The 18,554-nt window shown below is 58.7% G+C and carries 16 protein-coding genes and 1 pseudogene; 9 read left to right on the top strand and 8 right to left on the bottom strand.

Annotated features, from left to right (window positions below; genetic code table 11):
* Positions 1–20: 20 nt before the first annotated feature.
* Positions 21–2,255, bottom strand: a pseudogene (locus JFU11_RS11235) (DNA internalization-related competence protein ComEC/Rec2).
* Between the two features lie 136 nt (positions 2,256–2,391).
* Between JFU11_RS11235 and JFU11_RS11230 the strand changes: the two are divergent.
* The gene (locus JFU11_RS11230) at positions 2,392–2,907 is read left to right on the top strand and encodes a DUF2062 domain-containing protein (RefSeq protein WP_123723069.1); all 516 of its coding nucleotides are present in this window, start codon (positions 2,392–2,394) and stop codon (positions 2,905–2,907) included.
* Positions 2,908–3,078: 171 nt separating this feature from the next.
* Here the strand turns inward: JFU11_RS11230 and JFU11_RS11225 are convergent, their stop codons facing one another.
* From JFU11_RS11225 to JFU11_RS11210, 4 genes are all read right to left on the bottom strand, one after another.
* Positions 3,079–3,858 (bottom strand): ABC transporter permease, encoded by a 780-nt coding sequence (locus JFU11_RS11225; RefSeq protein ID WP_052964869.1) that lies wholly within the window; start codon positions 3,856–3,858, stop codon positions 3,079–3,081.
* Positions 3,855–4,787: an ABC transporter ATP-binding protein gene (locus JFU11_RS11220; protein ID WP_123723068.1), complete on the bottom strand. Its 933-nt coding sequence runs from the start codon at positions 4,785–4,787 to the stop codon at positions 3,855–3,857. The genes JFU11_RS11225 and JFU11_RS11220 overlap by 4 nt, the downstream gene beginning before the upstream one ends.
* Before the next feature lie 133 nt (positions 4,788–4,920).
* Positions 4,921–5,544 carry a glutathione S-transferase gene (locus JFU11_RS11215; RefSeq protein ID WP_123723067.1) on the bottom strand — a complete coding sequence of 208 codons (624 nt, stop codon included), beginning with the start codon at positions 5,542–5,544 and terminating at the stop codon, positions 4,921–4,923.
* A 43-nt stretch (positions 5,545–5,587) separates the two neighbouring features.
* A complete protein-coding gene (locus JFU11_RS11210; RefSeq protein ID WP_123723066.1) occupies positions 5,588–6,247 on the bottom strand; it encodes a transglutaminase family protein in 660 nt (219 codons plus the stop codon).
* A gap of 248 nt (positions 6,248–6,495) precedes the next feature.
* On the opposite strand from JFU11_RS11210, the gene JFU11_RS11205 reads away from it, so the two are divergent.
* Positions 6,496–8,943 (top strand): acyl-CoA dehydrogenase, encoded by a 2,448-nt coding sequence (locus JFU11_RS11205; RefSeq protein ID WP_201060631.1) that lies wholly within the window; start codon positions 6,496–6,498, stop codon positions 8,941–8,943.
* A gap of 109 nt (positions 8,944–9,052) precedes the next feature.
* Positions 9,053–9,460: a PA2817 family protein gene (locus tag JFU11_RS11200; protein ID WP_007905217.1), complete on the top strand. Its 408-nt coding sequence runs from the start codon at positions 9,053–9,055 to the stop codon at positions 9,458–9,460.
* 68 nt (positions 9,461–9,528) lie between these two features.
* Here the strand turns inward: JFU11_RS11200 and JFU11_RS11195 are convergent, their stop codons facing one another.
* Entirely contained in the window at positions 9,529–10,527 is a 999-nt protein-coding gene (locus JFU11_RS11195; RefSeq protein WP_201060630.1) for a LysR family transcriptional regulator, read from the bottom strand.
* A 90-nt stretch (positions 10,528–10,617) separates the two neighbouring features.
* On the opposite strand from JFU11_RS11195, the gene JFU11_RS11190 reads away from it, so the two are divergent.
* From JFU11_RS11190 to JFU11_RS11180, 3 genes are all read left to right on the top strand, one after another.
* A complete protein-coding gene (locus tag JFU11_RS11190; RefSeq protein ID WP_201060629.1) occupies positions 10,618–11,244 on the top strand; it encodes a hypothetical protein in 627 nt (208 codons plus the stop codon).
* A 93-nt stretch (positions 11,245–11,337) separates the two neighbouring features.
* Positions 11,338–12,108, top strand: a complete 771-nt coding sequence (locus tag JFU11_RS11185) for a 2OG-Fe(II) oxygenase (protein ID WP_123357826.1) — start codon at positions 11,338–11,340, stop codon at positions 12,106–12,108.
* Position 12,109: 1 nt separating this feature from the next.
* Positions 12,110–12,748, top strand: a complete 639-nt coding sequence (locus tag JFU11_RS11180) for a LysE family transporter (protein WP_052964877.1) — start codon at positions 12,110–12,112, stop codon at positions 12,746–12,748.
* A gap of 65 nt (positions 12,749–12,813) precedes the next feature.
* Here the strand turns inward: JFU11_RS11180 and JFU11_RS11175 are convergent, their stop codons facing one another.
* Positions 12,814–14,055 carry an OprD family porin gene (locus tag JFU11_RS11175; protein WP_201060628.1) on the bottom strand — a complete coding sequence of 414 codons (1,242 nt, stop codon included), beginning with the start codon at positions 14,053–14,055 and terminating at the stop codon, positions 12,814–12,816.
* Between the two features lie 120 nt (positions 14,056–14,175).
* Complete coding sequence (locus JFU11_RS11170) at positions 14,176–15,459, bottom strand: MFS transporter (protein WP_038983634.1); 1,284 nt, start codon at positions 15,457–15,459, stop codon at positions 14,176–14,178.
* Between the two features lie 274 nt (positions 15,460–15,733).
* Between JFU11_RS11170 and JFU11_RS11165 the strand changes: the two genes are divergently transcribed.
* From JFU11_RS11165 to JFU11_RS11155, 3 genes are all read left to right on the top strand, one after another.
* The gene (locus JFU11_RS11165; protein ID WP_123723061.1) at positions 15,734–16,681 is read left to right on the top strand and encodes a LysR family transcriptional regulator; all 948 of its coding nucleotides are present in this window, start codon (positions 15,734–15,736) and stop codon (positions 16,679–16,681) included.
* Positions 16,682–16,772: 91 nt separating this feature from the next.
* Positions 16,773–17,576, top strand: a complete 804-nt coding sequence (locus JFU11_RS11160; RefSeq protein WP_123723060.1) for a putative hydro-lyase — start codon at positions 16,773–16,775, stop codon at positions 17,574–17,576.
* 82 nt (positions 17,577–17,658) lie between these two features.
* Entirely contained in the window at positions 17,659–18,216 is a 558-nt protein-coding gene (locus JFU11_RS11155) for a hypothetical protein (RefSeq protein ID WP_201060627.1), read from the top strand.
* The last annotated feature ends 338 nt before the right edge of the window (positions 18,217–18,554 follow it).

Genomic DNA, 18,554 nt, shown 5'->3' with positions numbered 1-18,554 from the left:
TCGGGCTTCAATAGTTCGGGTTACTGGCTGGATGGTGGCGGACCGCGCCAGAAGCGCCGTTCTTGAAGCATCGTCCACGGCGGCTTGAAGCGCCCCAGTTGCAGACGAATGGCACCTTGCTCGGCGCTGTCGTAGATCGCCACACCACGCTTTTAATACCGCGCCACGACCGTGGGATGGGGATGGCCGAAAGAGTTGCCGTTGCCACGGGAGATCAGCACCGCTTTGGGCTGCAAGGTGCTGAGCAGCGCCATTGAAGACGAACTGCGACTGCCATGGTGCGGAGCCTGCAACCAATCTGTCGGCACCGCCAATGGACCGTCGAGCAGCGCCCGCTCGGCTGCGGCATCGATGTCACCGGTCAGCAGCAACCGCTCGCCGTTGGCCTCGATCTGCAACACGCAGGATTTCTGATTGCTGTCGCTGGCAGACGGCCACTGCCAGAGTTGAAACTTCACGCCGTCCCAGGCCCATTGCTGACCACTCTCGCAGCCCTCGGCGTGCAGTTCGTCTGGCAGGGCCAGATGATCGCCACTCAGTATTTGCTTCACCGGTATTCCATTGGCAATCGCTCGCGCACCGCCGGCGTGATCGGCATCGGCATGGCTGATCAGCATCAGATCAATGCCGTTCACACCCAGTTTGCGCAATGATGGCAGCACCACCCGCTCTCCCAGGTCGATATCGCCGAACCGTGGCCCGGCGTCATACAGCAAGGTGTGATGACGGGTACGCACCAGGATTGCCAAACCCTGACCGACATCCAGCTGCCAGACCTCGGCCATGCCTTCAGGCAATGTGTGCCGGGGTGCAAAAACCAGTAACAGCAACATCGGCCAGCCCAACGGGCGCAACGGCACGCCTCGCGGCAGTAACAGCACAAAGGCCCCCAACATACCGAGCGCCCATATCCACAACGGGACCGCCACCGGTACCCACGCAGGCAATTGCCCGGCCATCAACGCCAACGCCTTGAACAAAAGATCGATCAGACCGCCGGCCAGCCACAGCAATCCTTCGCCCACATAAGGAACGGGCAACAACATCGTCCCAAGCAGAGCCGGCGGCAGAACCACCAGGCTGACCCAAGGTACCGCCAGCAAATTGGCCAGCGGCCCGCTGAGACTGATCGGCAACCCCAGCACCAACAGCAGCGGGCACAGACCGATCGCTATCAGCCATTGGGCGCGGGTCCAGGTCTGCCACCAGCGCCACGCACCCAATCGCCCGCCAAAGGTGAAAATCAGCACTGCCACCGCCGCAAACGACAACCAGAAACCCGGTTGCAGGCTCGCCAGCGGGTCCAGTAGCAAAACACCGTCAAGCGCCAGCAACAGCGGCCACCATGCGCCGAGGTGACGAAACCGTAGTCGCCATAACAGCACCAGACCGATCATCAGGCAGGCCCGGCGCACCGGCACTTCGAAGCCGGCCAGCAGCCCATAACCGAGGGCCGCCGCGAACGCCAGTCCGCATGCCCATGGCAACCACGGCAAGCGCTTGGGCCATAAGCCGTAACGCGCCAACCCGGCAATCAGCAGATACATCACGCCCGCCAGCAAACCAATGTGCTGCCCGGAAATCACCAACAAATGCACGGTGCCGGTGTCTTGCAGCACCTGCCAGTCCTCACGACTCAACCCGGCGCCATCCCCTAGCACTAACGCCGTCAGCGCGCCCGTTCGCCCCTGGGCATCCACGGCCTGCAAACGCTGACGGATGCCGTCGCGCCAGGCCCACTGTGCCTCCCTCAGGCGCTGGCCGTCCTTGACGGTCCCGGTGGCGCCGATGTGCCGGGCCAGTAACCAGGCGTCGTAATCGAACGCATGCGGGTTGAGCAACCCGACAGGACGCTTCAATTTGACGGCCAGCCGCCAATGCTCACCGCTGTTGACGGGCGGCCCGCCATACCAGGCCAGACGCAGGTGCCGAGGCAGTCTGGTGCGACGCGACTGACTGTCCGTCAGTTCGAAACGCACTACGCCCTCGGCCTGCTGCGGCAACCCGGTCACACGACCTTCGACCCAGCGAGTCTCGCCATCGAGATTCAGCGCCAGGCGATCATTCAGCGCCCACTGTGCATTCGCGCCCGCCCAACTGAAACCGAACAGAAAAAATGCCAGGGGAAAGGTGCGAAACGGCAATAACATCAAACCCACTACCGGCAACAACAGCCACAACCCCGCCGGCGGTAATACCGGTAAAAAACGCAGGGCCAGCAGACCCAACGCCAGCGCCATCATCCCTGTGCGCATAAGCCCGTCCTTGAGAGTCCCCGCCCTAGGCTTAGCCGGTCCGTCGCACGTCTGTCGTTATCAATTGTCACAAAGTCTGAATGGGCGGTTCGTAGAATCCAGACATACTTGCCGCCTGAACCGACCGAGAAGCCTTATGCCCCGGCGCTTATTCAAACGTTACATGCCAGATCCGACCAGCATCAGGGAACACAAATCCTTACGCTTTCTCGGCACCCTGCTGCATGACCCGAACCTCTGGCACCTCAATCGCCACTCCGTCGCGCGGGCCATGGCGGTCGGTCTGTTCGCGGCGTTCCTGCCCATCCCGTTGCAGATGCTGTTGGCGGCCATCCTTGCCATTGTGGTACGCGGCAACATGCCAATTGCTGTCAGCCTGGTCTGGCTGACCAACCCGATCACCATGCCGGCGGTGTTCTTTTGCACTTATCAGACCGGCGCCTGGCTGATGGACGTCCCCGCCCGCAGCCTGCCGGATGAGCTGACCTGGGAATGGATCAGCGGCGAACTCTCGAGCCTGTGGCAACCGTTCTTGCTCGGTTCGGTGGTCACGGGGTTGGTGCTGGGTGCCCTCGCCTATTGCCTGGTGATGATGTATTGGCGCTGGTGGGTGAGTCGGCAGTGGAAGCGGCGTAAGAAAAGTCGAATGTGAGAATGTAAAACGGCCTCCAATGCGGAGGCCGTTTTTTTTTGCGGTGCCTGGGCTGACGTCATCGCGGGCAAGCCCGCTCCCACAGGGATCTGTGTCGCTCACAAATAATGTGGCCAACGCCAATTCACTGTGGGAGCGGGCTTGCCCGCGATGAAGGCGACTCGGCCTTCCTTACGTACGCATGCCGCGCCCACTCACCAGCAACCGCGCACAACCGATGTACAGCACAACAGTCGCTATCAGCATGAAGGTGATCGCCACGCTGATCTTGATATCAGACACACCGAGGATGCCGTAACGGAAAGCGTTGACCATGTGCAGCACCGGGTTGGCCAGTGACACTGTCTGCCAGAACGGTGGCAGCAAGCTGATCGAGTAGAACACTCCGCCCAGGTAGGTCAACGGCGTCAGCACGAATGTCGGGATGATCGAAATATCATCGAAGTTGCGCGCAAATACCGCGTTGATGAAACCCAGCAGCGAGAAGATCGTCGCCGTCAGCACCACCACCAGAACGGTCACGCCCAAGTGATGCACCTGTAAATGAGTGAAAAACAGCGACAGCAGGGTCACAATGATCCCGACCATCAACCCGCGCAGCACGCCGCCCAAGGTGTAACCGATCAGAATCGTATGCGGTGACACCGGCGACACCATCAATTCTTCGATGGAACGCTGGAACTTGCTGCCAAAGAAACTCGACACCACGTTGCCGTAGGAGTTGGTGATCACCGACATCATGATCAGCCCCGGTACGATGTACTCCATGTAAGTGAAGCCACCCATGTCGCCAATCTGCCGACCGATCAGGTTGCCGAAGATAACAAAGTACAAAACCATGGTGATTGCCGGCGGCAGCAGGGTCTGCGGCCAGATCCGGGTGAAGCGCTTGACCTCACGGTAAACGATGGTATTGAGGGCAACGAGGTTGGGTTGCAGCTCGGAACTCATACCGCCACCTTCGACAGATTTTTCTCCACCAGGGACACGAACAACTCCTCGAGGCGATTGGTTTTGTTACGCAGGCTCAACACTTCGATGTTCTGCTGCGCCAATTGGGTGAACAGCGCGGTAATGCCCATGGCCTTGTCGACCTGAACTTCCAGGGTATGACTGTCGATCAGCTTGGCCGGGTAACCCAGCAACTGCGGTGCCACTTGCAAGGTGTTCTTCATATCTAGCAGGAAGGTTTCGACATGCAGTTGGCTGAGCAACTGCTTCATGCTGGTGTTCTCGACAATGGTGCCGTGGTCGATGATGCCGATGTTGCGGCACAACTGCTCAGCCTCTTCCAGATAGTGAGTGGTGAGGATGATAGTGATGCCTTTCTTGTTCAGTTCGGTGAGGAAGGTCCACATCGAGCGACGCAATTCGATGTCTACCCCCGCCGTCGGTTCGTCGAGGATCAGCAGGCGCGGTTCGTGAACCAGCGCACGGGCGATCATCAGTCGGCGCTTCATGCCGCCGGACAGGGAGCGCGACGGCACATCGCGTTTGTCCCACAGGCCCAGTTGGGTCAGGTACTGCTCGGCGCGTTCCTTGGCGATTTTCGGCGGAATGCCGTAGTAACCGGCCTGGGTCACGACAATGTCGAACGTCTTTTCGAACTGGTTGAAATTGAATTCCTGGGGCACCACACCAATGCAGCGCTTGAGCGCCGCCGGTTCCTTGTCCAGGTCATGACCGAAGATATTCACTGTTCCGCTGGTCTTGTTCACCAGGGTCGAGAGAATGCCGATAGTCGTGGATTTGCCGGCGCCGTTGGGGCCGAGCAAGGCGAAAAAGTCACCTTCGGCGACGTCCAGATCGATACCACTCAAGGCCTGGAAACCGTTGCCGTAGGTTTTGGTTAACTGCCGGATGGACAGAGCGGAACTCATATCGGATTTACGCACCAAGAAGGGAAGAAAGGAATAAATAAGGGCGGGCGGCGAGCAATGCAACCGCGGCGCATGAGCGCAATGGTGCTTGTCGCTGCCGCACAAGTACAGTCAAGCGTGTCGATAGTGAGTATTAAGTCAACGCGGTCATGACGGCTTTGCGATACGCCGGACGCTGTTTCAGGCGCTCGTACCAGGCCTGCAAATGAGGCTGCGGCGCACGCTCGATCGGCATCTCGAACCAGGCATAAATGAAGCAGCCCAATGGGATGTCGCCCATGCCGATCTCATCGCCGGACAGGTACGGTTTGGCCGCCAGCGCTTGATCGGCCATCGACAGCAGACCGTCGCACTCTTTGATCGCGGCCTTGATGGCCGGCCAGTCCTGCTGGTCTTCCGGAGTGCGCAACACGCCCCAGAACACCGTGCGAAACGGGGCGGCAAAACTTGAGGTGGTCCAGTCCATCCACTTTTCCGCCGAGGCACGGGCCTGCAGATCTGTCGGATACCAAGCCGTATCGCTGGCATGACGGGCCATCAGATAACGGACGATGGTGTTGGATTCCCACAGCACAAAACCGTCGTCTTCGATCACCGGCACGCGGCCGTTGGGATTCATCGCGCGGTACTCAGGCGTGTCGACCACGCCAAAGGCGCCGCCGGCATCGATGGCTTCATAGGCCAGGCCCAGTTCTTCGGCCGCCCACAACGGCTTCCTGACATTCGACGAATTTTTCCGACCCCAAATCTTCAGCATGACCGCCCCTTTTTGGATGAATGCGCAGGCAGCATACGCCGGATCAGGCGCGACTCAAATCGCTCTGCATGTCACCCAGCAGCACCGGCAGTTGCTCGTCGAACAGATGCGGATAGCACTTTTCCAGGTGTTCGAAAAAGAATGCTTCCGGCACATCGGTGAACTGGCCGTGATCGATCAGGTACTCCATCAGCTGCTCGCCGTCACGGTTGAAGGGGTGGAACACGCTGTCATTGATCCCGTCGAACTCCAGCGGCGCGACATTGAACAGTTCGCAGAGTTGTTGATTAAAAGCCGGCGTGGCTTTGACCCAACGATCGTTCAGATATAACTCGGTGTAGCCATGCATGGCGAACACATCGCTCTTGAGCAATTCGAGCAGACGCGGCGTCGACAAATGATTACGCACATCCGCCAGACCGATACGCGCCGGGATCCCGCAATGCCGGGCTGCACCGGCCAGCAGCGTGGCCTTGGGCACGCAATAACTCTCCCCCGCCGCCAGCGCATAGCTGCCGCGCAAGGTCTCTGGATCGCGGCTGAAGGTGTACGGGTTGTAGCGCACGGCCTCGCGCACTGCGTAATAGAGATTGATCGCCTGTTCAAGCGGATCGCGCCCGGCGCCACGATGTTTTTCGGCGAACTCCACCACCGAGGGGTGGTCACTATCGATAAAGCGGCCGGGGCTCAGACATGCGTGCATGGGAACAATCTCCTGGGGGAAGCCACGAGTCTAGCGACACCTTCAGCACAGAGATAACGACGTTTCGGCCAAATATCAGCGTTTGCTGCCCTGTCGATAACAGCGCTCAACCGTCTGCCCTCGAAATAACTGACAAGTTTCAGCCGTTGATTCCTACAAACTCAGACCTATCGCTCTGACCTCCACTTTTATGGATGCCGTCTAAGCTCTGAAAGTGGTTTTGCCCTTGGCTTCATGGAGAATTGAATATGCTGCTGTTGTGGATACTGGTTCTGGTGGTCGGGATTGCCTATCTGGCCCATCGCCGCACTGCGCCTCTGCCCGCCTTGGGCATCATCGCTGTCTATTTGCTGGCGATGGGCATCTTCAGCCATGCCCCCGTCCGGCTGATGCTGATTTTCTGGGTGATGCTCGCAGCCGTGGCCGCTTTCCTGTTGCTGCCGGATCTGCGCCGAAAACTCTTCACGGCGCCGATGTTCAGCTGGTTTCAGAAAAACCTGCCGCCGATGTCGCAAACCGAACGTGAAGCCATTGAAGCTGGCACGGTCTGGTGGGACGGCGAGCTGTTCAACGGCCGCCCGGACTGGAACAAGCTGCTGGCCTATCCGAAAGCGCAACTGAGCGAAGAGGAACAAGCCTTCATCGATGGCCCGACCGAAGAGCTCTGCGCCATGGTCAGCGATTGGCAGATCGGCCAGTTGCTGGATCTGCCGCCCAAGGCTTGGGATCACATTAAACAACATGGCTTTTTTGCCCTGATCATTCCCAAGGAATACGGTGGCAAAGGCTTCTCGGCCTATGCCCACTCTCAAGTGGCGATGAAACTGGCCACCCGCAGCGGCGACCTGGCCTCGACGGTCATGGTACCCAACTCCCTCGGCCCCGCGGAACTGCTGCTGCATTACGGCACTGACGAACAGCGCAATCATTACCTGCCACGGCTGGCCCGTGGCGACGATATCCCCTGCTTTGCCCTGACAGGCCCGATGGCGGGCTCCAACGTCGGCGGGATGACCGATACCGGGGTGATCTGCAAAGGTGAATGGGAAGGCAAAGAAACCCTCGGCCTGCGTCTGAACTGGGAAAAGCGCTACATCACCCTCGGCCCGGTGGCGACCTTGATCGGCCTGGCCTTCAAGGCCTATGACCCGGATCATCTACTGGGCGACAAAGTCGACCTGGGCATCAGTCTCGCCTTGATTCCGAGCCAGACCCCCGGTGTAGAAATCGGTCGCCGTCACCTGCCACTGGGCGCCTCGTTCATGAACGGCCCGAATTCCGGCAAGGATGTGTTCGTACCGCTGGAATTCATTATCGGCGGTCAGGAGATGCTCGGCGAAGGCTGGATGATGCTGATGAACTGCCTGTCAGTCGGGCGTTCCATTTCGCTGCCTGCCATCGGTACCGCTGCGGGTAAGTTCACCAGTCTGGTGACAGGCCAATACGCGCAGGTTCGCGAACAATTCAACGCACCGCTGTCAGCCTTCGAAGGGATTCAGGAAGCGCTGGCGCGGATCGCCGGCAGCACCTGGCTGATGGACAGCGCACGGATGCTCACCGCCAACGCGGTCGACCTCGGCGAAAAGCCGTCAGTACCCTCGGCCATTATCAAATACCACCTCTCCGAACGCGGTCGCGAATGCATCAGCCACGCCATGGATGTTCACGGCGGCAGGGCCATCATCATGGGTCCGAACAACTACCTGGGGCGTAGCTGGCAAGGTGCACCTATTGCCGTCACGGTCGAAGGTGCGAACATCCTGACACGCAGTTTGATGATCTTCGGCCAGGGTGCTATTCGCTGCCATCCGTTCGTACTCAAGGAGATGGCCCTCGCCCATCGCGAAGACAAACAACAGGCACTGGTCGAATTCGACGCATTGCTGCTCGACCATATTGGTTTTGCCGTGTGCAATGCTGCCAGCACCCTGGTGCTGAACCTCGGCCTCGGGCATTTCGAACACATGCCCGGGGACAAACTCAGCCAAGGCTATTTCCGCGCCCTCAACCGCCAGGCCGCGGCCTTTGCCCTGGTGGCAGACCTGAGCATGATGCTGCTGGGCGGTGAACTGAAACGCCGCGAACGGCTGTCCGCACGTCTGGGTGATGTACTCAGCCATCTGTATCTGGCCTCCGGCGCACTCAAGCGTTATCACGATCTCGATTCGCCCGAGCATATGCACCCGCTGTTCGCCTGGGCCATGGAAGAGAGCCTCGGCCAGTCCGAACGTGCGCTGGACGAACTGCTGACCAACTTCCCGAACAAGGTGCTTGGATGCCTGCTGCGGGTGATGGTGTTCCCGTTCGGTCGTCGCCACAGAGGCCCGTCGGACAGACTGGCGGCCAACGTCGCAGCCGTCATCGGCCGTCCCAAGGGCGATCCAACGCTTGAGGAGTTACTGGGGGGCTGCTATCGCCCGCAATCACCAGAAGACTCGGTCGGTGCTCTGCAGCACGCCTGCGATTTGCTGAACGCCGCCAAACCGCTACAGAAAAAACTCAATACGGCGCTGAAAAGTCGCCAGGTCAAACCCACTCTCGGAGAATCTCTCATCGATACCGCCCTGGAGGCCGGCGTTTTGCAACCGGTTGAAGCCCAGACTTTGCGCGAGGCAGAAGTGGCACGACGCAAGGTGATCGATGTCGATGATTTCGACCCCAAGGAGCTGGTATTGGCCAAAGGCAAGGTTCGCTGATCCAGCAGACCGTGTGTCTTCTCGCTATCATGGGGGCTCTTTACCATGTGAAAAAGGGGCGCAGGAGCTTTATACTCTCGCGCCCGTTTTGCTCTTGAGGACTTATCTCGTGTCCAACGTCGTTGCCGATCATCTCGTCTTGCTCGACCACCTGCGCAGCATCCTGGTCGCCGTAGGTGAGGCCGAACAGGTTCCCGAAGAAAGCCATGCCTTGTTCCTGGAGCGCTTCGACGAACTGCGTGCATTGCTGCCGGTCGACCCGATCGAAAGCCAATACCTGGGCCAGGACATTCTGTGTCAGGTGATCACTCGTTATCCGCAAATCGCCCACCTGGTCCCGCGCGACCTGCTGTGGTACTTCGCCGGCGACTGCCTGCATTACATGCCCGATGATGAAATCGACCTGTACCAGGCCCTCGAAGAACGTCGCTTCGAAGCCGAACAGAACGACGAGCCGTTCGACTGGAATCAGGAAAAACAGCTGCTGGCGATGTCGAACCAGGACAGCAAGCACTGATCCCACAGTCAGTAATGCAAAAGGCCCGCATGGTTGAACATGCGGGCCTTTTTATTGGTTCGTGAAAATCAAAGCAACCCATCACTCTCCGGCAACTCATACGCCACCGCGACCGTGCCCAATGCACTTGGCTTGCCCGGCCTGCTCAACGTTGGCTCCTTCTCCAGGCATTCCACCAGATAGTCGATCAACACCCGTAACTTGGGCGGTAGATAGCGGGTTGGCGAATGCAGCAGCCAGGCGCCTCCGTGGTAGGACGCCAGAAAAGTCCAGTCCGGCAGTACCTGCACGATCAGCCCTTGTTCCAGCGCATAACGGGCGGTGAAGTACGGCAGGCTGCCGATTCCGATGTGTTGCAATACCGCGCCCAGTCGCACGCCCGTGTGATTGGCGGCATAACGTCCGCGCACGCCGACGGTCACGGCTTTGCTGCCTTTCTTGAATTTCCAGCGCGCATCGCTCGGGGTTTCGCCCAGATAGATGCAGCTGTGGTTGAGCAAGTCGTGGGGATGAGTCGGGGTGCCGTGTTCGGCCAGGTATTGCGGGGTTGCGCAGAGCAAATGATCGATGGTCAGCAACTGCCGCCCCACCAGCCCTGCAGGCGGGCGATCGGTGATACGGATCGCCAGATCGACGTTGTCGTCGATCAAATCCACCTGACGGTCCTCGAGCAACAACTCCACATTCACTTTGGGATAGCGCCGCAGAAATTCCGGCATGTGTGGATGAATCACGAATCGCCCGACGGCTTTGGGCACGCTGACACGCACCAGCCCTTCTGCCTCATGGGTGAACTGACCGCTGATTTCCATCACCGACTTCGCCGCGCTGACCATCTCCTGGCAACGCTTGAACACCTCTTCGCCACCGTCACTCAGGCGCAGCTTGCGCGTGGTTCGTTGCAGCAACCGCGTGGCGAGTGCCTTCTCCAGCCGAGAAATGCTGCGACTCACCGCCGAGGGTGAAGAACCTAATTGACGCGCGGCTTCGGAGAAACTGCCGGTCTCGACAACCTTGACGAAAATCGCCATTTCACCGAGCAGCGGCAGGGGAAGATTTATGCTCACAGCGCAACAGTCCTTTGATGATTGAACGGATTATCACGCAATTCCACGGTTCATATAATAAAAATAGAAACTTTAATAAGGGCATGGAATATGACGCTTCGCCTCTTTTTCCATAGTGATGACCTCAAGGCCAATGTGGAAGTCCTGGATTGCACGCCCTACGAGAACGAATTCGCAGTAGTGCTGCGCGCCACACTGTTTCATCCCCAAGGCGGCGGGCAACCCTGGGATACCGGCTGGATCGGCGAAAGTCAGGTGCTGCGCGTGGTACAGGATCCGGACCGGATCATCCACTTCGTCGACCACCCGGTAAAACTCGGCATGATCCAGATTCGGGTCGACGAGCAACGACGCCGGTTCAACACGCGCATGCATTCGGCGGGGCATCTGATCGGCCACTTCGTCCAGGCGATGGGCTGGATGCCGATCAAGGCTCATCACTGGCCGGATGAAGGACGTGTCCAGTTCAAGCCGGCAGAAAGCGCGCAGGAGGTCGATGCCCAGACGATTCAACACGGCATCAAGCAATGGATCGCGCATGACCTGCCGCGCCTGACGTCGTTGCGCGAAGGCGCCCGGGAAATCGGCTTCGGTGAACTGCCCGCCTACGGCTGCGGCGGCACCCATGTACGGAGCCTGAAGGATTTGGGCACGGTCACGATCGCTTCCATCTCACAGAAAAAGGGAACGCTGTCAGTCCACTACAGCGTGGATTGAGCATTCGGGCGATGTCGGCCCCGTCATCGCCTGACGCCGGGGGAACCTGCGTTCGCGGGTTCTGTTGACTATCTGATAGATGGACCTAAAGACATGATGCTTGACGTCGAGCGTCTCGATGAGACGTGCATACAAAAACTGGCCAACGAAGAAGTCCTCGCCATCCGCGTCAAAGGCTTGTTGCCTCGGCCGCTGGCGATCCAGATCGGCGACAAGATCCTCGCCCCCGGCTTCGAAGGCTACATCAACGCGCCGAGCATCGGTCGCATTGGCATGGCGTTTTATGAAGCGGAAAACCAGCCGCTGCTGATCGAGGATTACTTCGAGCGCGCCACCAGCAATATCGCCGAATTGCGCAGCCGTTGTGCGCCCTACTCCTCTCCTGTCGATACGTTGCGCTGCATGCTCGACGAGTCTTGGCCGGCGGGGGCGCATCTGGAAAATCTCTATGGCCGCAAGATGTATGTGGGGCTATCCCGGGTCGTGAAACCCGGGGTGTGCTTCCTCGCCCATCACGACATTTTCGCCAAGGATGCCCCGGACAGCTTCCAGGCCAGAAGCCTGGAAGCGCAGTTCGCCTGCAACGTTTATCTGAACATGCCGACCGAGGGCGGCGCGTTGCAGATGTGGGACCACGACATTTCCCCAGACCAGTTCGACGAAATGCGTGGCGACAGTTACGGCATCGACCCTGCCTTGCTCGGCCCTCCGACCCTGGAGATTCGTCCTGAGCCGGGTGATTTCATCATGTTCAATTCGCGCTGCATGCACTCGGTGACCCCGGGGGTGGACGACCCGCGATTGAGCCTTTCCTTCTTTGTCGGCTATCGCGGCAATGCTTCACCCCTGACTTTCTGGAGCTGAGATGTTTTCGAATTACCTGGGCGAATTTCTGGCGCTGGCAACGATCCACTTTCTGGCCGTGGTCGCCCCCGGACCGGACTTCGCCGTAACCATTCGCCAAAGCGTGCGTTTCGGCCGCTTAGTGGGCATCTGCACGGCTCTGGGTATCGGCGCGGGCATTTCCGTGCATGTGCTTTACACCTTGCTCGGCGTCGGCGCGTTGATGCATACCACGCCCTGGTTGTTGACGGTGGCCAAGGTGGTGGGGGGTGCCTATATTTTGTACCTCGGCGTGAGCTTGATACGCAGCAAACCCAAATCGGCAATTGAAGGCGACAAGGGTGCAGAAGCGTCAGCTGAACGGCAGACCTTGTTCAAGGCCTTCAGCACGGGGTTTCTGACCAACGCCACCAACCCCAAGGCCACGCTGTTTTTCCTGGCGATCTTCACGACCATCATCAGCGCCACGACGCCGCTGCAGATTCAGGCGCTGTACGGGCTGTGGATGTGTTTCGTGAATGCCTTGTGGTTCGTGATCGTGGCGCTGTTTTTTTCCAGTGCCCGGGTGCGATTGCTGTTCATGCGCATGGGGCACTGGTTCGAACGAACCATGGGGGTGATCCTGATTCTGTTCGCTGGCCGGTTGATTCTGTCGATGTAAAACAAACGGCCCGCCAGTCTGACTAGCGGGCCGTCGATTCATTGCTTGCTTGATAACCCGGACATTTACCAAAGCGCCAGGGTATAGCTGACGATCAAGCGATTCTCATCCAGATCATTGCCAAAGTTCGAACGCACCGACGCGTTGCGCCATTTAAAGCCCAAGCCTTTCAACGTACCGTCCTGCAACACGTAAGCGATATCGGTGTCGCGCTCCCACTCCTTGCCTTCACCCGCAGCACTGCGCTGCACGTTATCACCCGAGATGTAGCGGGTCATAAAGCTCAACCCCGGCACACCCAATGCGGCGAAGTTATAGTCATAGCGCGTTTGCCAGGAGTGTTCGTCAACGTTGGCGAAGTCATTGATCTGCACGAAGTTGACCAGGTACGGATCGCTGCGTCCGATGTACGGAAACGGATCGTCGCCGCTCATGCGCTGGTAGCCGAAGCCCAGCGCGTGACCGCCGAGGCTGTAGGTAAACATCGCACCGAGAGCCTGGTTGTCGAGGTCACGAAAGTTGCCATCTTCAATGCTGCGCGCATAGCGCACGTCGCTCTTGAGCGACTGACCGGCCCCCAGATCCAGCAGGTGGACCAATCCGAGGTAGTTTTGCTGGTAGATATTTTCCAGCTTGCCGTAGCGGTACTGCGCTGTCAGGTTCGGCAGGAATTGATAGTCAGCCCCGGCGAACTGGAACTTGTCGCTTTGCCCGCCGATGCGATTGGCAGTCATGTCCTGATAGTCAGTGGAATCAACAAAGTTGATCTGCGTGAGTTGACCGGCGGTGAGCTTCAAACGGTCTATTTCCTGCACATTGACCAGGCCGCCTTTGAAAGTTGACGGCAACAGGCGAGTGTCGTTGGAGTTCACCACCGGATCCTTGATCTGCAACGTCCCCAGCTTCAGGGTGCTCTTGGACAAACGCACTTTGGCGGTCAGGCCCAACTCGCCATAGCGATCCTGCGAGCCGCCCGACAAATCCGGCGGCAACAGATTGGTGCCCGCCGTGCCGCCGCCGGAGTCCAGTTTAAAACCGGCCATGCCCAGCGCATCCAGACCAAACCCCAGCGTGCCAGCGGTATACCCGGACTCCATCCGCAACAGAAAACCCTGCGCCCATTCCTCGGCTTTGTCTCGCGAGCCGTCCTGGCGGAAATCGCGATTGAAGTAAAAGTTGCGTGCTTCCAGGCTGCCTTTACTGTCGGCAATGAAATCCGCCTGAGCGGCCGGTGCGCCAAACAAGCTCAAACCGAGCAATGTGCCGACCGGGAGGTACAACCGTTGGGTGGAAAGCGAATAGTGCATGCCGTGCTCCTGTTTCGGACGCGAGCGAGCCCTCTCGGGGGCGTTGCGATCGCGACCGATGTTTGTCGATTAGCAATGGATCAGCGACGTCTGGGCACAATTGCCCAGACGTGTCGTGGTTCAGGATTCGAGTTGGCGACCGCGGGTTTCCGGCAGGCTTAACGCGGCCAGAATCACCACGCCATAGGCACCGGCAGCGAAGATTCCGATCCCCGTACCAATCGGCAACGTTTCGCTCAGCGCACCGATGAACAACGGAAACAGCGCTGCAATGGAACGCCCGGCGTTATAGCAAAAGCCCTGACCCGAACCGCGCATGCGAGTCGGAAACAACTCGGTCAGAAAAGCGCCCATACCGGCAAAAATGCCCGAAGCGAAGAAACCCAACGGAAAGCCCAGCCAGAGCATCCAGGTGTTGTCGATGGGCAGTTGGGTGTAGGCCAGAACGATCGCCATGGAGCCGACGGCAAACAGGATGAAGTTCTTCTTTCGACCGATGGCATCGGTCAGCAATGCACTGGTCACATAGCCGATGTAGGAGCCGACGATCACCATCGCCAGATAGCCGCCCGTGCCGAGCACGCTCAGGCCGCGCTCGGTTTTCAGGTAGGTCGGCAACCACGTGGTGATCGCGTAATAACCGCCCAGCGCGCCAGTGGTCAGCAACGAAGCGCGCAAGGTGGTACTGAGCATCCGAGGCGCGAAAATTTCGAAGAAGGCCCAACGCGAATCCTTTTCAGGCTTGGCCTTGCGCTCAATACAGGCCTGCTCGAAGGTGTCCGACTCCTTGACCAGTCGGCGGATCACCAATACGAATAGCGCTGGCACCAACCCGATCATGAACAACGCCCGCCAAGCCTCTTCCGGCGGCAGAAAGCTGAATAATCCGGCATAGAGCAATGCCGTAAGCCCCCACCCCAGCGCCCATCCGGCCTGCACCATGCCCACCGCCTTGCCGCGATCCTGGGAGCGAATCACCTCGCCAATCAGCACCGCACCCGCTGTCCATTCACCGCCGAAACCAAAGCCCATCAAAGTCCGGGCCACCAGCAGTTGCTCGTAGTTCTGTGCCAGTCCGCAGAGGAAGGTGAAGAAGGCGAACCACAGCACCGTCAGTTGCAGGGTGAGCACTCGGCCGATACGGTCGGACAGTATTCCGGCGATCCAGCCACCCGCCGCCGAGGCCAGCAGCGTACAAGTGCCAATCATCCCGGCATCGCCCTTGGAGATGCCCCAAGTTGCGATCAGGGTTGGAATGACGAAACTCAGCATCTGTGTGTCCATGCCATCCAGGGCATAGCCGATCTTGCAACTCCAGAAGGTACGCTTTTCATTTTTCGACAGGGGGCCGTACCAACTGAACGGGCCGGTGCGGCCCGAACCTGAAAGCACGTGGTCAGTCATGGTCTTTTCCATGGGAGTTCCTGCGGCAGCAAGCGAAGATGACGGACACGCCTCATTATTTTTTTGTGAAGGCGTTGTCGTGGGGGGCAGACGCAGTGGCTGCGTCGTGGAGCGGATTCTTCGCGCCAAGGCCAAACGGCGTCAAACGGGAAAAAAACGAGGTTATGCATAAGAAAATTTGATACCCCCGGCGACGAACTCTGGAGTAACAATTACTGCACCCCCACCACGGTTCTCTGTGGAAAACAGTGAACGCCCTACCACGAGAACCGCCATGAACCTCAAATTTCTCGAAACCTTCGTCTGGGTCGCACGCCTGCAAAGCTTCAGCCTCACCGCAGAGAAAATGTTCAGCACTCAGGCCGCTATCTCCAGCCGGATTGCCTCGCTGGAAGAAGAGTTGGGCCTGCGTTTGTTCGTGCGCGATTCGCGCGGTGTGTCGCTGACGCTCGAAGGTCTCAAGGTGCTCGACTACGCCGAGCAGATGCTCGAGGTTCAGCGAGCGTTGAAACACTCACTGGATAACACCAACCCGCAACAGGGCCTGGTGCGCATCGGTGTGATGGATACGGTGATCCACACCTGGCTCAGCCCGTTGATGTCGACCTTGATGCAGACCTTCCCCGCCGTGGAAATCGAGATCACGGCCGACGCCGCACGCAATCTGTGCGATCAGCTGCAAAAGGGCTACCTGGACATCGTGTTCCAGACGGACCTGATCCGCCACGAAAGTGTGCGCAACCTCGAACTGGCGCACTACCCCATGCACTGGATCGCCGCCAGTAACTCAATCTATGCCCGCCCCTATGCCTCACTGGCCGAAATGGCCAGTGAGCGCATCATCACCTTCGTCAAAAACTCCCGGCCGCATCAGGATGTGCTCAACCTGCTGCACGCCCATGGCATCGGTACGCCACGCGTCAGTTGCGTCAACTCGGTGTCGGCCATGACCCGGCTGATTCGTGACGGCTTCGGCATTGGCGCCTTGCCGGCCGCGCTGGTGGCCAAGCCCTTGGCCAGCGGCGAGCTGATTCAGCTGGAACCAGGCACCCGCTTGCCGCAGCTGGATGTCGTGGCTTCATGGCGCGCCGGAGTCGGCCTGGAATTGATCGAAAGCATCGTCGACATGAGCCGCCAAGTGGTGTCCCAATACGCTGCGGATGTCGGCCCGCTTCGAATGGTTCCGGCACCCGGTCTCAACAGCCGACGGACTCTTGAATAACTTTTAGTTGTCCCGGGGTAACAACATTCCTGGTTGGACGCCATCGTCATGGTTTTCTAAAAAGGGTCATCGAACCTGAAGAGATGCCGTGATGAGCCAACCCACCCTGTCTTTCGAACAACTGAAGCACAGCGTTCCACTGGCCTTGCGCCAATGCATCGCTGCCGGACAATATCAGGGCCACACCAGCGGCTTGGCCCAAGGTCGGGTGCAAGCCAATATCGTGATTCTGCCCAATGATTGGGCTAACGAGTTTCTCCGCTATTGCACGCTCAATCGGCAGGCTTGCCCGGTGCTCGACGTCACCGAACCGGGTGATCCGTATTTTCGCAATCTCGGCACAGCCATTGATATCCGCCACGAGGTGTCCCGATACAGGGTCTATCGCCATGGCGAACTGAGCGAAGAACCGTCAGATATCGAGCATTTGTGGCAGGACGATCTGGTGGCCTTCGCCATCGGTTGCTCGTTCTCCTTCGAACAACCGCTGCTGGATGCCGGCATCACCCTCAGGCACATCGATCTGGGGCGCAATGTCGCCATGTACCGGACGAACATAGACACCCGCCCTACCGCGCGCCTGAGCGGCAAGCTGGTGGTGAGCATGCGCCCGATGAAGGCCGCCGCGGCGATCCAGGCGATCCAGATCACCGCACGCATGCCCAACGTCCACGGCGCGCCTGTGCACATCGGTGATCCGGCGCTGATCGGCATCGATTCACTAAGCAGCCCGGACTACGGCGATGCCGTGCCAGTCGAAGCCGACGAAATCCCGGTATTCTGGGCCTGCGGTGTGACTCCGCAATCGGTGGTGCAAACTTCGCGTCCGCCACTGTGCATCACCCACGCCCCCGGCTGCATGCTGGTAACGGATGTTTTGAATAGTGCTTTGTAAATGAGTGCGGGCTCGCGTGAAATAGTAACGTGAGCCTTGGATTGGACTGTTTTCAACCTGATATGGATGCCACGGACAAACAATGAACACTGCTCAACAATCGATTCGACAGTACATAAACGCCAAGGACGGTAACCGCCCACATTTGTTACCCCAGGCCTTTGCGCCAGACGCGATCCTGGACATGGTCGTGCACACCGGGTCTATCTCGTTTCCACCCCACGTTGAAGGCCTTGGCCCCATCGGCGATGTGCTGGTCAGGCGATTCGGCCAGACCTTCGAAAACGTCTATACCTTTTGCCTGGGACTCCCACCTGAACCGCAGGCCAGAGCATTCCAGTGCAAATGGCTGGTCGGCATGTCCGACAAGAGCTCCGGCGAAGCCCGCGTCGGTTGCGGTCTGTATGAGTGGCAGTTCAGCCCCGAGTCGGGGCTTGTAGAGAAGCTCACCATCACCATAGAGCACATGAAAACCCTGCCGGCGACTGATCTGCACTGCATCATGGAGTGGGTATCGCAACTGGATTATCCATGGTGCAGTTCGCAAGCGTTGGTGAACAATGCTCCTGCCATAGACACCCTTGAAGAGGTGATCCAGTACGTTACGGCCAATACTCCAACCTGCACTTCGCAGGTGTAGAGCCTACACAATCAGCCGTATTCAGCTTCCTTGTCATATCCCGCCAGATGCCGTTGTTACTATTGGTCTGCATTCGAAAAGTACAAACCGGCACGCCTGAAAATGCCACTCAATGAGTGGCGTTTTTGTGAAATATGCAGCGCAAAACCCAAAGAAAAACTCGTGGGACCGTGAAGCACCCCTTATTTCATCAGCATCTGGCGCAATACCAATGATTGCGTGGCCTGACCGTGGCTTTCAGAAAAAAACCAGCATCTGTATCGAAAGTTTTCGTTCAAAGCATGGCGCTTTGCCTTGGTTGAACTACCTTTCAAACAAGAAGAAGACATAACGGTTCG

The organism is Pseudomonas sp. TH37 (assembly GCF_016650735.1).
Classification (GTDB): Bacteria; Pseudomonadota; Gammaproteobacteria; order Pseudomonadales; family Pseudomonadaceae; genus Aquipseudomonas; species Aquipseudomonas farris.
This window is presented reverse-complemented; position numbering and strand designations above follow the sequence as displayed.

What these genes read in the sequence shown, in the direction of transcription:
- JFU11_RS11165 (WP_123723061.1), top strand. Translation starts at nt 15,734, where the DNA reads ATGAACCTCAAATTTCTCGAAACCTTCGTCTGGGTCGCACGCCTGCAA.
- JFU11_RS11185 (WP_123357826.1), top strand. Translation starts at nt 11,338, where the DNA reads ATGATGCTTGACGTCGAGCGTCTCGATGAGACGTGCATACAAAAACTG.
- JFU11_RS11170 (WP_038983634.1), bottom strand. Translation starts at nt 15,459, where the DNA reads ATGACTGACCACGTGCTTTCAGGTTCGGGCCGCACCGGCCCGTTCAGT.
- JFU11_RS11190 (WP_201060629.1), top strand. Translation starts at nt 10,618, where the DNA reads ATGACGCTTCGCCTCTTTTTCCATAGTGATGACCTCAAGGCCAATGTG.
- JFU11_RS11210 (WP_123723066.1), bottom strand. Translation starts at nt 6,247, where the DNA reads ATGCACGCATGTCTGAGCCCCGGCCGCTTTATCGATAGTGACCACCCC.
- JFU11_RS11225 (WP_052964869.1), bottom strand. Translation starts at nt 3,858, where the DNA reads ATGAGTTCCGAGCTGCAACCCAACCTCGTTGCCCTCAATACCATCGTT.
- JFU11_RS11175 (WP_201060628.1), bottom strand. Translation starts at nt 14,055, where the DNA reads ATGCACTATTCGCTTTCCACCCAACGGTTGTACCTCCCGGTCGGCACA.
- JFU11_RS11180 (WP_052964877.1), top strand. Translation starts at nt 12,110, where the DNA reads ATGTTTTCGAATTACCTGGGCGAATTTCTGGCGCTGGCAACGATCCAC.
- JFU11_RS11155 (WP_201060627.1), top strand. Translation starts at nt 17,659, where the DNA reads ATGAACACTGCTCAACAATCGATTCGACAGTACATAAACGCCAAGGAC.
- JFU11_RS11220 (WP_123723068.1), bottom strand. Translation starts at nt 4,787, where the DNA reads ATGAGTTCCGCTCTGTCCATCCGGCAGTTAACCAAAACCTACGGCAAC.
- JFU11_RS11160 (WP_123723060.1), top strand. Translation starts at nt 16,773, where the DNA reads ATGAGCCAACCCACCCTGTCTTTCGAACAACTGAAGCACAGCGTTCCA.
- JFU11_RS11215 (WP_123723067.1), bottom strand. Translation starts at nt 5,544, where the DNA reads ATGCTGAAGATTTGGGGTCGGAAAAATTCGTCGAATGTCAGGAAGCCG.
- JFU11_RS11205 (WP_201060631.1), top strand. Translation starts at nt 6,496, where the DNA reads ATGCTGCTGTTGTGGATACTGGTTCTGGTGGTCGGGATTGCCTATCTG.
- JFU11_RS11230 (WP_123723069.1), top strand. Translation starts at nt 2,392, where the DNA reads ATGCCCCGGCGCTTATTCAAACGTTACATGCCAGATCCGACCAGCATC.